This window comes from Bifidobacterium sp. SO4 (assembly GCF_018555355.1).
In the GTDB taxonomy this organism is placed as follows: Bacteria; Actinomycetota; Actinomycetes; order Actinomycetales; family Bifidobacteriaceae; genus Bifidobacterium; species Bifidobacterium miconisargentati.
On sequence record NZ_JAFEJP010000020.1, the window covers coordinates 1 to 13,210 of the forward strand.

The 13,210-nt window shown below is 65.9% G+C and carries 8 protein-coding genes; all 8 read right to left on the reverse strand.

Annotated elements, in window-relative coordinates:
• Positions 1-548: 548 nt before the first annotated feature.
• Entirely contained in the window at positions 549-2,288 is a 1,740-nt protein-coding gene (locus tag JS536_RS10765) for an LpqB family beta-propeller domain-containing protein (protein WP_214356922.1), read from the reverse strand.
• Positions 2,278-4,014, reverse strand: a complete 1,737-nt coding sequence (mtrB, locus tag JS536_RS10770; RefSeq protein WP_214356923.1) for an MtrAB system histidine kinase MtrB — start codon at positions 4,012-4,014, stop codon at positions 2,278-2,280. The genes JS536_RS10765 and mtrB overlap by 11 nt, the downstream gene beginning before the upstream one ends.
• A complete protein-coding gene (gene mtrA, locus JS536_RS10775; RefSeq protein WP_214356924.1) occupies positions 4,014-4,748 on the reverse strand; it encodes an MtrAB system response regulator MtrA in 735 nt (244 codons plus the stop codon). Before mtrA ends, mtrB begins: the two co-directional genes overlap by 1 nt.
• 120 nt (positions 4,749-4,868) lie before the next feature.
• Positions 4,869-6,305, reverse strand: coding sequence for a replication-associated recombination protein A (locus tag JS536_RS10780; RefSeq protein WP_214356925.1), 1,437 nt, complete (start codon positions 6,303-6,305; stop codon positions 4,869-4,871).
• 272 nt (positions 6,306-6,577) lie between these two features.
• A complete protein-coding gene (locus JS536_RS10785) occupies positions 6,578-9,148 on the reverse strand; it encodes a DEAD/DEAH box helicase (protein ID WP_214356926.1) in 2,571 nt (856 codons plus the stop codon).
• 34 nt (positions 9,149-9,182) lie between these two features.
• Positions 9,183-10,100, reverse strand: coding sequence for a PPK2 family polyphosphate kinase (locus JS536_RS10790; RefSeq protein ID WP_240544374.1), 918 nt, complete (start codon positions 10,098-10,100; stop codon positions 9,183-9,185).
• A 194-nt stretch (positions 10,101-10,294) separates the two neighbouring features.
• The gene (locus JS536_RS10795; protein ID WP_214356928.1) at positions 10,295-11,851 is read right to left on the reverse strand and encodes a phosphatase PAP2 family protein; all 1,557 of its coding nucleotides are present in this window, start codon (positions 11,849-11,851) and stop codon (positions 10,295-10,297) included.
• Between the two features lie 109 nt (positions 11,852-11,960).
• A complete protein-coding gene (locus tag JS536_RS10800; RefSeq protein ID WP_240544371.1) occupies positions 11,961-13,208 on the reverse strand; it encodes an amino acid ABC transporter permease in 1,248 nt (415 codons plus the stop codon).
• Positions 13,209-13,210: the final 2 nt, after the last annotated feature.

Consider the following 13,210-nt stretch of genomic DNA (forward strand, 5'->3'; position numbering starts at 1 on the left):
GGGAACTGGTCTGCTACGACAGCTCGTCCTGCAACTAAGGACGAACTCCGTTCACATTCTGTTGGCTCGACTGTCGTCTCGCACGTTGCCTACAAACAGCTCTGCTGTTTGCTTCACGGCAACGTCCTCAGAGAGGGGAGCCGAGGACCGGGCCCAACTCACGCAATAAGAGACGGAACCGCATCGTCCCTAGCTGGAGAAGCACGAGCGCCTGCCCCCCATTTCGAGATTTCATCGTATTTGGAGAATGGGGGCACGGCGCCTTGCCACTATTTGTTCCAAAAAGCCGATTCAGGCAAATGGGGGCACACTTTCTTGTACCCCATCACACAAGAAAACGGTTTCAAAGCAAGCAGGGGCAAACAACCCGGCGAGTCCTCGGCGCAACTCGCCCAAATCTCACCCACGAACAAAGTTCGCAAGACCGATGCCGAAATCACTCCCCGTCACCGCAGTCCGAAAACAACCAGCATGGAACGTGCCATCACATCACCAGTCCATCACCACGCCAAATCCCAGACAAACGCACTGTTCCCCACCTACTCCACCTACTGCGCGCCGAGGGCGGTGACTTGGCTGTCGGCTATGGACCAGGAGCCGTCGAGGGAGCCGGAGACCGAGCGGACCGTGCCCTGCGTGTCGAGCACGGCGAGACGGCGGTAGAGGCTGATCTGGCCGGAGGCCATGGCGGCCACGGTCACGTCGGGCAGACGCTGCACCTGAGCCGGACCGGGCGCCACCTGACGGTACGCCTCCTGACGGTTGTCATCGTCCTGGGGCAGCGTGGCATACACCAGGTTGAGATCGTTGTAGAACGTGAGCATGCCGACGTTGCGGGTGAGGCTCACCGTGGTGACGCCCTTGCCCAGGCCATCCACCGTATTGTTCCCGTCGCGGGACACGCCGGTCATCTCCACGCCGTTGAATCCCTCGCCCACCACGGCCAAGGCCAGTCGCGCGCCTTCCGGCGAGACGGCGACCGCCATGATACGGTCCGTGTTCCCGAGCCATTCGGGTTGCAGCTTGGTTTCCTTGCGTTCGTGGGAGACGTACAGCGCGCGCCCGTCCTCGTCGACCGCCCAGATCTCGCCGCCCAGACCGGCCGTGATGGCCTTCATCGGCGTGCCGTCGAACATGGCGCCGCAGGTCGTTCCGTCCGATTCGAGGCATTCCACCACGCCGTCCGCGCGCAGCACCGCGCCGCCGGAGGATGAGAACACGAATCCCTTGGCGTCGTCGTAGCCCGGCACATCGCCCATGCGCAGCGGGCTGGAGCTCGCCAGCGAGACCACATGCCCGCCGGTCAACGTGTAGACGCCCACATTGGGCTGGTCGGTGCCGAGCTTCACGTCGGCATCGGCGTCGGAATAATCCACGCCATCGCCGGTGACCTTCAGCGTGTATCCGGTGTTGCCATCCCCTAATGTCAGGCGGATGCGGTGCACAAGCAGCGCCCGTTCCTCACTGGTGAGCATGGTGACGCCGCTGGTAAGCTCCACCGTGACCGCGCTGTCCTTCAGGGGCACCGAGTCCACGGCCAGCGAGATGGCGCCGAGTTCGGCCTCATGCACCGTGCCGGACAGCCAGCCGGGCACATCGCCCAACACCTCGTTGACCGCCTGCGTACGCCAGTTGCGCCAGCTGAGCCATCTGACGTCCGGCACGAGTTGCTTCCCGGATTTGGCCACCTGATACACGGATACCTGACGGAACACCTGCTCGAAGTCCGCACTGGAGATCACCACGCCGTCCTCCAGCGAGGAGATGCGCCACTGCCCCTTCGTTTTGATGAGCGTGTAGGAAATCGTGCGGGTCTTGGTGCTGTCCGCGGGCCGGTAGACGCCGTGCGAGTCGAGCAGGCCGATCGCCTGCAGTCGGACCTCCACGATCAGTGAGCTTTCCGCCCCTTGCGGCGCGCTCATCGTGTTGGCGCGGCGGCGGAATTCCGGGGTTCCGCCGTACACCACGGCCGAGGAATCACCGTTCCAGCCGGACGAGGCGGCGGAGGTCAGGAATTCACGGGCCACGCGATAGCCGTCGGACTGCACGCCGGCCGGCATGGCGTCGTAGAAGCCCTTGACGATGGTTTCCGGCTGGGCATCCTCTGACGGCCCCTCCGGGTTGGTGTACACGCGGCGGGTCTGCTGCTCGGCGGGCGCCAACGTTTGCACCGCGCCTTTGGTTGGCAATCCGAGCGGTCCTGTGGAGCAGGCGGTCAGCGCAAGCCCGCAAACCGCGGCCATGACGGCGGCGGCAAGCCTGCGTACGGCATCGCGATTATTCCCCATCGTCACTCCTTGCGGTCAGTTCCTCGACGTCCCTGCGTACTTCCAGCGGTTCGGTGGCACCAGCGGCATGGCTCTGCGCCACGCCGAACCCGCCGACCACGCGCAGCACGTCCGGCTGCGCGGACGCGAAATCGACCGGCAGATCGGCGTCCGCGACATGACCGGTATCGGGGTTGCGCGGCAATACCACCAGGAACCAGGTGCCCTCCCCTAGTTCGGAGCGCACGCGGATGGTGCCCTGATGCAGCAGCGCGTCGGTCATCGCGATGGACAGGCCCAGGCCCGTGCCTCCGGTGACGCGCGAGCGCGAGGGATCGCCGCGCCAGAACCGGTCGAACACGTGCGCGACCTTGTCCTTCTCGATGCCCACGCCGTAGTCGCGCACGCTGATGACCACGGCCTTGCGGTTGGCGGCGACGCGCACCTCCACCGGACGGTCCTCGGCGAAGTCCACGGCGTTGGCCAGGAGGTTGCGCACGATGCGGATCACGCGCCGCGAGTCGATGCGGGCCAGCACCTGCACGTTCGGCAGATAAACGTGCAGCGGCACCTGCTTGGCCTGCGCGATGCCGGTCACCTGGTCCACGGCGGTCTCGATCGGCTCGCGCACGTCGGTCTCCACCAAGTCAAGCGCCGCGTAGCCGGCGTCGTACCGGGAGATTTCGAGCAGGTCGGCGAGCAGGTCCTGGAACCGGTTGATCTGCCCCGACAGCAGTTCCACCGTACGGCGCGCGGACGGATCGAACTCGTCCTTCTTCATCTCCAGTAGATCGGAGGCCATGCGCATGGTGGTCACCGGGGTGCGCAGCTCGTGGCTCACGTCCGAGACGAAGCGTTTCTGTGAGACGCTGGCCTCCTCAAGTTCGTCGATCTTCTGGTTGAGCGAGTCGGCCATGGCGTTGAACGACCGCTGGAGCACGCCGATCTCGTCCTTGCGGTTCACGTCCACGCGCGTGTCCAGATCGCCGGACGCCAGCGTTTCGGCGGCGGAGGCCACGTATTCGATGGGTCGCACGATGCCGCGGATCACCATCCACATCACCACGCCCACCGCGATGGCCAGCAGCGCGCAGATGGCGAGCAGGTTGAGCTGGATCTGCATGAGCGATTGTTCCTGCAGCGTGTACGAGTAGATGGCGAAGAACTCCAGGTTGCCGGCCACGCCGAATTCCAGCGTGGTGCCCAGAGCCGCGCCGGGCGTGCCGGAGCCGGGCAGGCCGCCGCCCGATTCCATGGGCAGGTTCACCGGCTGGTAGAAGATGTTGTCGTCCACGTCGGAGGCCACGGCGGAGCGCAGGTCGTCCGAAATCAGCGACTCGTAGCTGGGCTCGGTGGAGACGGGGATGATGGAGCGCGGCGAGGACGTGTCCCGGCTCCACAGGTAGACGCCCACCAGATTCGAGGAACCGTCCGACTGGAGCGTGGAAGCCAGGTCATTGACGAGCTGCTGGATCTGCACGGTGGCGGAGACGTCCGCCGCGTCCAGGCTGGTCTGCGCCTGCTGGACCATGTTCGAATAGTCCGCGCGCGATTGCGACGTGATCTGCGTGAGCAGCGAGGCGCGCACCGAGACCATGGAGACCATCGAGAACACGATGGCCACCGCCAGCGTGAGGATCACGGTGAGCGCCACCGTACGGGCCTGCAGGGAACGGCGGACCTCGGCGCGACCGTGGCGCAGCAGCCGTTTGAAACTGAAGCTGCGGCGCAGTTTCGGCACGTTCATCAGCCCTCGGGGGTCACAAACTTGTATCCGATGCCGCGCACGGTCTGGATGATCTGCGGGTTCTCGGGGTCGTCCTCCACCTTGGCGCGCAGGTGCTGCACATGTACGTTAACCAGGCGCGTGTCCCCGGAGTTCTCGTAGCCCCACACGTTCTTGAGCAGAGCGGAGCGGCTGATGGCCTCGCCCGCGGCGGCCGCGAGCACGAACAGCAGCTCGAACTCCATCGGGGTGAGGTTGAGATCCTTGCCGTCCTTGGTGGCGGTGTGCTCCAAACGGTCGATGACGATGCTGCCGCGTTCCACGTGGTTCACGGGTTCGGCGGGCGTGCCGTTCGCCCCTGCTCCGCCCGCGGCTCCGGCGTTCTCCGCGGTCGGACGCGCGATGCGGAACCGGGCACGGATGCGGGCCAGAAGCTCGGCCACCTTGAAGGGCTTGGGCACGTAGTCGTCCGCGCCGGCTTCAAGGCCGGCCACCACGTCCAGCGTGTCCGATTTCGCGGTGAGCATGATGATCGGCACGTTGGAGGTCTGGCGGATGCGACGGGCCACCTCGGTGCCGTCGAGACCGGGAAGCATCACGTCCAGCAGAATCAGGTCGGGCTGGACGGTGGGGAACATCTCCACGGCCCGCAACCCGTCCATGCAGGTCACGGTCTGGAAGCCCTCGTTCTCCAGCACCAGGGACAGCATCTCGCCGATGGCCTGATCGTCGTCCACAATGAAAATGGTCGCCATTGCCCGCCTTTCATCGAATGTCCGTCCGCCCGCTTGCACCACCTGCGCGCGAAAACCGCTTTTCCTGAATCACAGAACGTTGTGAGCGTTCTCACCAACGTTCTTTACCACTTCGTTATATTACTCCCCTTCCCGCTTTGGCCCGGTTCCCGGCTGAACTCCCGACTGAGCTCCCGACTGTGTTCCCTGCTGGCTTTCGCTGTGCAGGATGGGCCGGATGCGGGCCAGTCGCTGGCTTACCTCGTGCTCGTAACCGCGGTCGTTGGGATGGTAGTATTCGGTGCCGCGCAACATCTCCGGCATGTATTCCTGCGGCACCACGGCGCCCGGCCAGTCGTGTGCGTACCGGTATCCCTCGTGATTGCCCCACTGCTTCATGAGTTTGGTGGGCGCGTTCCGCAGGTACAGCGGCACCGCGCCGATTTTGCCGGCGTCCACGTCTGCAAGCGCGGCGTTGATGGCGTTGTAGCTGGCGTTCGATTTGGGGGCCGTCGCCACGGCGATGGTGGCCTCGGCCAGAATGATGCGCGCCTCGGGCATGCCGATCATGGCCACGGCCTGCGCGGCGGCGACCGTGACCTGCAGGATCTGCGGGGCGGCCAGTCCCACTTCCTCTGCGGCGGCGATCATGATGCGTCGGGCGATGAAGCGCGGATCCTCTCCGGCCTTGAGCATGCGGGCAAGGTAGTGGATGGCGGCGTCCGGGTCGGAGCCGCGCATCGATTTGATGAACGCGGAGATCACGTCGTAATGGTCATCGCCGTCCTTGTCGTAGCGAACGGTGGCGGTGTCCATGACCTTGGAGACGACTTCGGGGGTGATGATGGGCCGGCGCGCGCCCTTCTTGCGGGCTTCGTCGCCGGTGACGGCGCCCGCAGCGGCCTCCAGGATGGTCAGGGATTTGCGCGCGTCCCCACCGGCCATGCGCACGATGTCCGCGATGGCCTCGTCCGTGGCCTTGACCTCGCCCTTGAGCCCGCGTTCGCTGGTCAGGGCGCGATTGACGAGCTCGGTGAGCTCGTCCGGTTCCAGCGATTCGAGTTTGACCACCACCGAACGGGAAAGCAGCGGCTTGATGACCGAAAAGCTCGGGTTCTCGGTGGTCGCGCCGATGAAGGTCACGTCCCGGTTCTCCACGGCGGGCAGCAGCGCGTCCTGTTGGGATTTGGAGAAGCGGTGCACCTCGTCGATGAACAGCACGGTCTCCTGCCCGGAGGCAACGAGCCGTTCGTGGGCGCGGGAGAGCACGTCGCGCACGTCCTTGACACCGGAGGTCACGGCGGACAGTTCCTCGAACACACGGCCCGACTGGCCGGCCACGATGGTGGCGAGCGTGGTCTTACCCACGCCGGGGGGACCGAAAAGGATCACCGAGCTCGGGGCGGTCAGACTCCCCCGGCTGGCCGGATTGGCAAGCCGGCGCAGTGGCGAGCCTTCGCCGAGGACGTGCTTCTGGCCGATCACCTCGTCCAGCGTGCGCGGCCGCATGCGCACGGCGAGCGGCCGGGTCATGCTCTCCGGCGCGTCCGTGGCCCCAAACAGATCGTTCTCAGTCATGGTTTTACTGTACCGCATGAGTCGAACATCCGTTCGAGAGAAGGAATCTGCCTGCGGCCGATGCAGCAATTTCCGCAGGCTTTGCCTGCTCCCCTTCTCTCCCCCGCCCGCTTCGCGGGAGCCCCCTCGTCAGAGGGGGCCGAAGCCTTATACGTGTAGTTCTTGGCTCCCTCTGACGAGGGAGCTGGACGCCGCAGGCGGACTGAGGGAGAGAAGGGGAGCAGGCGCAGCCTGCGGAAAACCAGCATCGGCCGCAGGCCGATTCCACTACCTCAGTTCCCCACCTTGTAGTCGAAGAACACCACTTCGCCGCTCTCCTGCGTGGCGTCCAAATCCACCACGCCTTCGATGGCCCAGTCGTGGTCGCCGTCGGAGTCGTCGATGATCTGGCGGACCTTCCACGTGTGCTCGTCGCGCTCGTGGGAGTCATCCAGCATGAACAGCTTGGGCGAGCGCGCTGCCGCGTCAATGCCCACGTATTCATGCTCGTCGTAGTAGTCGTCGAGCGCATCCTCCCATTCGTGCACGCCGTAGCCCCAATCCTTGTCGAGCGCGCCCAGCGCATCGGGATCGTCGAGATCCATGAGCTGCACGCGGCGGAACAGGGCGTTGCGGACCAGCACGGTAAGGCCTCGCCGGTCCTCGACCACCTCGTCGCGGCGACCGGGCGCGGCGAGCGAGGCCGCGGCCTCGGAGGCGTCGGACGAATCGGCGCCGGCGTTCTCCCATTCGTCCACCAGCGAGGAATCGATGGAGCGCACCAGCACGCGCAGCCAGGCGATGATGTCCTCCAGCTGTTCGTCGCGCTTCTCGGGCGGCACGGTGCGGGCCAGCGTACGGTAGGCGTCCGAAAGGTAGCGCAGCAGCGTGCCTTCGGAGCGGGCGATGTTGTACCGGGCGATGTATCCGGTGAAGTCGGAGGCGGTCTCCACCATGTCGCGCACCACGGATTTCGGCGAGAGCCAGTAGTCGTTGGCCCACGGCACGTCGTGACGGTACTGGTCGAACGCGGCTTCGAGCATGTCTTCCAGGGGCTTCGGGTAGGTGATCTCCTGGAGCTTGTCCATGCGCTCGTCGTAGTCGAGGCCGTCCGCCTTCATATCGGCGAGCGCCTTGTCCCGGGCGGCGCGTTCCTGGGCGCGCAGCACCTGCTTGGGGTCCTCGAGCGTGGCCTCGGCCATGGAGATCACGTCGAGCGCGTACGTGGGCGACTCGGGGTCGAGCAGTTCGAGCGCGGCCAGCAGGAACGGGCTGAGCGGCTGGTCGAGGGCGAAGTCGTCCGGCATGTCGAGCGTCATGTAGTAGTTCTTGCCGCCGTCGGCGCGGTCCTCGGTCTCGATGACCTCCGTGTCGAACAGGGTCTGGAAGATCTCGTCGGCGCGCTGGTGCAGGTGCTCCTTCTGGTCCGGGGTCTGGGCGGAGTCGTCGATGAGGTCGTCGATGCGGCGTCGGGCGTCGCCGCCCTGCTCCACCTCGTTGAGGACCATCGAATGCGTGATCTTGAGGTGCGGGACCAGCGTTTCCGGGTCGGCGTCGATGAGTTTGTCGAACGTGTTCTCGTTCCACGTCACGAAGCCTTCGGGCGCCTTCTTGCGCTTGACCTTCTTGAGTTTCTTCGGGTCTCCTCCGGCCTTGGCGATGGCCTTCTGGTTCTCGATCTCGTATTCGGGGGCTTCGGCGATCACCAGGCCTTCGGTGTCGAAGCCCATGCGGCCGGCGCGGCCGGCGATCTGGTGGAATTCACGGGCCCTCAAGCGCCGCATCTTGGTGCCGTCGAACTTGGTCAGGGCCGTAAGGACCACCGAGTGGATCGGCACGTTGATGCCCACGCCGAGCGTGTCCGTGCCGCAGATCACCGGCAAGAGGCCCTGCTGGGCGAGCTGTTCGACCAGTCGGCGGTAGCGCGGCAGCATGCCGGCGTGGTGGATGCCGACTCCCGTGCGCAACAGTCGCTGCAGGATCTTGCCGAACGCGGTGGTGAACTTCACGCCCTTGATGGCCTCGGCGATGGCCGTGCGCTGCTCCTTGCTCGACACTCCGGTGGAGGCGAGTGCCTGCGCGGTCTCCAGCGCGGCGTCCTGCGAGAAGTGGACCACGTAGATGGGGGTCTCGCCGTTGCGAAAGGCGAGTTCCACGGTCTTCTCCAGCGGGTCGAGCGTGTATTCGTAGCTCAGCGGCACCGGTCGGGGCGCGTCGGCGATCACGTCCACGTCCGGGGTGTCGTTGAGGTCGGCGAGCTTGTCCGCGATGGCGTCCACGTTGCCGAGTGTGGCGCTCATGAGGAGGAACTGGGTCTGTGGGAGGGTCAGCAGCGGCACCTGCCATGCCCAACCGCGTTCCGGGTCGCCGTAGTAGTGGAATTCGTCCATGGCCACGAGGCCCACGTCCGCGTGGACGCCCTCACGCAGGGCCTGGTTGGCGAGGATCTCGGCGGTGCAGCAGATGATGGGCGCGTCCGCGTTGATGTGGCTGTCGCCGGTGATCATGCCCACGTTGTCACGGCCGAACACCTCCACGAGGTCGAAGAACTTCTCGGAGACAAGCGCCTTGATGGGGGCCGTGTAGTAGGAACGGCGGCCGGTGCACAGGGCGGCGAAGTGCATGCCGAGTGCCACCAGCGACTTGCCGGAGCCGGTGGGCGTGTTGAGGATCACGTGATCGCCGGCGAGGATGTCCATGATGGCCTCCTCCTGGTGAGGCCAGGGCTCGATGCCCTTGACGTCCGCCACCCAGCCGAAGAAGCGTTCGTAGATGTCGTCGGCCGTAAGGTTGCGTTCACGTTCGTCGCCGTCCCATTCGGGGGCCAAGCGCCCCAGGGAGCCATAATCCTTCTCGTCAGTCATAACCCCCTAGCTTACTAGCGGGCCCCGCGCATCCCTACGCGCCGGCGAGACGGCGGCGGGCCTCGGCGGGGTCCACGTCGGCCTCCAACGGCGGCCAGGTCATGTTCATGTTCTTCAGGGTGGTGCGCAGCAGTTCGGAGACCACGGCCCTGGAGTACCAGCGGTTGTCGGCCGGGACCAGATACCACGGGGCCGCGGCCGTGCTGGTCTTCTCGAACACCTCCTGCCAGGCGGCCATGTAGTCGTCCCAGCGTTCGCGCGCATCCAGGTCGGAGACGTCGAACTTCCAGTATTTGGTGGGGTCTTCGAGACGCCCGAGGAAGTGCCGTTTCTGCTCCTCGCGGCTCACCACGAGGAAGATCTTGATGATGGCGCATCCGGATGCCGCCAGATCCCGCTCGAAGGCGTTGACGAGGTCGTATCGGCCGCGCCACACGTCCTCGGGGTACGTGCCGTACACGTGCGGCATGACGATGTCCTCGTAATGGGAGCGGTCGAACACGGCGATCCAGCCGGGGTCGGGCAGTTCGCGTTCCACACGCCAGAGGAACCCGTGTTCCAGCTCCTCGGCGGTGGGTTTGCCGAAGCCGTGGTAGTGGATGCCCATCGGGTCGCCCTGACGGAACACATGCCGCACGATGCCTCCCTTGCCTGAGGCGTCCATGCCCTGCAGCACGATGAGCAGCCGGCGCGGCGATCCCTTGACGCCGTTGGCATACATGAGCCGCTGGTACCGGGCGATTCCGGAGGAGCTCAGGTCGATGAACCGTTCGCCGTCGAACTTGTCGCCGTCGAATCCGGGGGTGGAGTCGCCGTCCACGTCGTTCACGTTCATGCCATGGTGGAACATGAGCCGTTGCGCCGGCGGCAGCGACCATACGTCGCTCAGCAATTCGCTCGATTTCGCCGCGTTGGCGAGTCGTTCGGCCACGGTCTCGCTTTCCTCGATCATGCCGATGCGGTCCTCGGCGAGTTTCAGCGCGCGGTCGATGCGTTTGCCCTGCTTGCCGCCCGCCTTGCCGGATTTGCCGTCACGTTGCGTTTTCCTGTCGTCCTTGACCATGCCATCGATTGTACGTCCCGTTGCGGGGTATGTCCCGCAACGCAGGCCCGTCCGCCCATCTCACCGCAACCGCACGACGCGCTTCACTGGGTTCCGCGACGGCGTACGGCGGTGACGGCAAGTCCGACGAATCCGGCGACCGCGGCCCCCAGCGTGACCACACCCGCCGCGATCAACCCCGAGCGTTGGGCCGTATGCAGGGTGGCGAGGTCGGGCCCGGCCGGGGCGGCGGAATGTTCGCCGGCGAGCGCGTCGGAGGCCGGGTGCCCTCCCCTGTCGGCGTACTGCGCGTTGACCACCTCCGGCCCGGCGATCGCCGTCTGGTCCGCGGTCTCGACTTTGACCACGTCGCCATGTTCGTTCAGGGTCACGCGAGCGCACAGGGCCTTGGCCCAGTTGATGCGCTGCCAGCCGTCGCTTGACTTCCACAGCGGGTAGCCGGAGTCGAGCGCGGTGGCCTTGAGGATGGCGTCGCGCTGGTCGGCGTGCAGCTGCGGGTAGGCGATGCGCAGCACGTCCGCCGCGCCTTTGGGGGCCGTGAACTCCGCGCCGGCCTGCGACTTGATTTGCGGGAAGGTGTACGTCATGCGGGCCGTGTACACGCGCACGGCGGAGGCCTGGTCCTTGACCGGTTCGGCGGCCACCGGGTCGAGGAAGTCGTTGGCGTAGCCGCCCTCGCCGTTGGCTTTGAGGTTCGCGATGCATTCGGCGAGCGTGGAGCCGTGGCCGTCGGCCGCGCAGCGTTCGGTCAGGTAGTCGCGCAGCTGCCGGGCGGCGGGGATGATGGACGTGCTGTATTCGTTGTGCCAGTACTGGCCGTTCTGCGCCGACGCGCCGATGCGTCCGCCCATGATGTCGAGCGGATAGTGCACGCCGAGCACGATGCGATTGTTGCCGGCTTCGGAGGTGCGGGCCATGATCTGCGGCGCGAGTTCGGGCAGCAGGCCGGCCAGTGCGATGCCCCACGAGTAGGCGCCCGTGGTATGGCCGGAGGGGTAGGAGCTGTTCTTCTGCAGCGTGGAGTAGCCGGGGATGTGCTCCAGCCAGGAGGGCGACTGCTTGATGCCGAGCGTGGCGGGCAGTCCGGCGAGGTCGTTGGTGCCGCCGAGCGTGCTCTGCGAACGGTCCAGGTAAGGCCTCGGGTGCATGGCGGCGCGTTTGGATTGGAAGGTGGAGGCCACGTTGAATTTGAACAGGTCGGAGATGAGGGTGAGTCGCCCCTGCTTGAAGCCTTCCTTCATGTACCGGCCGAGCACCGGGCCGAGCGCGTCCGGCATGGTTTCCTCGCCCAGCAGGTCGGAGTCGATCAGGGCGCGTTTGCGCTGGCTGTTAAGCCCATCTTTGTCGAGCCCCTCGGCGCCCTTGTGGTTGATGGCGAGCGTCAGGTCCTCGTCCAGCTTCATCGTCTTGGCATCGAGCACCTTGCCGCCGTGCGCGGCGTCCTTGGGGGCCTGCCAGTAGTCCTTTTCGTAGTCGGAGAGCAACGCCACCCAGTCGGGGTTCGGCAGGTTGGTGGCGGAGCCCGGCTCAGCGGCTTGGGCCTTGTCGGGGACGGTGGCCGCCATCAGCCCCATCGGCAGCATCATGGCCAGGGCGAGCGCATATACGCAAACGGAGGATAGGTTGCGGAACAGCTTCATGTGTTCCAACCTATCCTCCGCAAAGGTACGTGGCGCCGGCACGAACCGAACACTCGGTGAACTCTTCGTGCCGGCCTAGCACGCGGCTAGCGCGTCGTCGTCAGACCTGTCAGATCTTGGAGTGGCCTCCGAGGTTCGTGTGACCCTTGCCGATGTCGTTGCCGTGCTTGAACGTGCGTTCCACCTTCGGCATGGGATCGACGTGGGCAGTGTGGTCGGCGTGGCTCTCCTCACTGCCGTTGAGCTTGGCGCCGCCCTTGGCCTTGCGCTTCTGCTCGGCCTTGCGGAATGCGGGGAATTCACCGGTCTCCGGGTCAATCTGCGAGTCGGGCTGCGTGGGATCGTAGCCCTGCTCGTACTTGGTCTTGCGCCAGTTGCGGATCGAGGCGTTGGTGCCGCGGTGATGCACGTGGTACTTGCGCGGCGTGCCGCCGAGCGGCAGTTCCTCGACCTCCTTGGCCACGGCGATCTGGTTCACGTTGGAGGCGTCGCCGGCGGCGATCGGAGCGACCGGTTCGGGTTCGGCGGGTGCGGCCGTGCGCTGCTGCATGCGCTCCGGCAACCATTCGGCCAGGCGCGAGAGCAGCCAGCAGGCGATGAAGTAGATCACCGCGGCCATGACCAGCGTCTGCAGGATGTTGAAGTACATCGAGCCGAGTCGGCGGGATTCCTGCAGCAGGTCGGTGTACATGATGATCGAGCCGAGGGCGGTGTCCTTGAGGACCACGACCAGCTGGGTCACGGCGGCCGGCAGCATGGCGTAGACGGCCTGCGGCACCTCGATCTCCATCAGGGACTGCGATTCGGTCAGGCCCAGGGCGAGCGAGGCCTCGCGCTGGCCGTTGGGCAGGTTGCCCACGCCGGAGCGCACGAGCTCGGCCACCACGGAACCGTTGTACAGCACGAGGGCGAGTACCACGGCCCAGTAGGAGGGGCTAGGCAGACCCGCGAAGGCGAACCAGCGCCAGAAGAAGATCATGAGCAGCAGCACCGGCACGGCTCGGCAGAACTCCACGATGATGGCGGACACGCCGCGCACCAGCGGGTTCGGCAGCAGTCGTCCCACGCCGAAGACCAGACCGAACGCCACGGCGCCGACCACGGCCAGCACGGTGGCCTTGACGGTCATCCACAGGCCGGGCAGGTAGAAGTCGGTCCACGCCTCGCGTTCCACGGCGGGCTTCCACAGCTCCCAGCTGAGCTGGTTCTCGCCGTCCGGCGGGTTGTGCAGCCGCATGAGGATGAGGACGAGGACCACGGCGAAGATCAGGCCCGCGATCCAGTTGAGGATGCGGATGGTGCGCCGGCCCTTGGGACCGGGCGCGTCGAAGAGCACGGAATTCGAAGTATCGGCCATGA

Excerpts from the sequence above, each read along its gene's own strand:
- JS536_RS10790 (WP_240544374.1), bottom strand. The coding sequence starts at position 10,100 with ATGATCGAGGAAAGCGAGACCGTGGCCGAACGACTCGCCAACGCGGCG.
- JS536_RS10800 (WP_240544371.1), bottom strand. The coding sequence starts at position 13,208 with ATGGCCGATACTTCGAATTCCGTGCTCTTCGACGCGCCCGGTCCCAAG.
- JS536_RS10780 (WP_214356925.1), bottom strand. The coding sequence starts at position 6,305 with ATGACTGAGAACGATCTGTTTGGGGCCACGGACGCGCCGGAGAGCATG.
- mtrB (WP_214356923.1), bottom strand. The coding sequence starts at position 4,014 with ATGAACGTGCCGAAACTGCGCCGCAGCTTCAGTTTCAAACGGCTGCTG.
- mtrA (WP_214356924.1), bottom strand. The coding sequence starts at position 4,748 with ATGGCGACCATTTTCATTGTGGACGACGATCAGGCCATCGGCGAGATG.
- JS536_RS10795 (WP_214356928.1), bottom strand. The coding sequence starts at position 11,851 with ATGAAGCTGTTCCGCAACCTATCCTCCGTTTGCGTATATGCGCTCGCC.
- JS536_RS10785 (WP_214356926.1), bottom strand. The coding sequence starts at position 9,148 with ATGACTGACGAGAAGGATTATGGCTCCCTGGGGCGCTTGGCCCCCGAA.
- JS536_RS10765 (WP_214356922.1), bottom strand. The coding sequence starts at position 2,288 with ATGGGGAATAATCGCGATGCCGTACGCAGGCTTGCCGCCGCCGTCATG.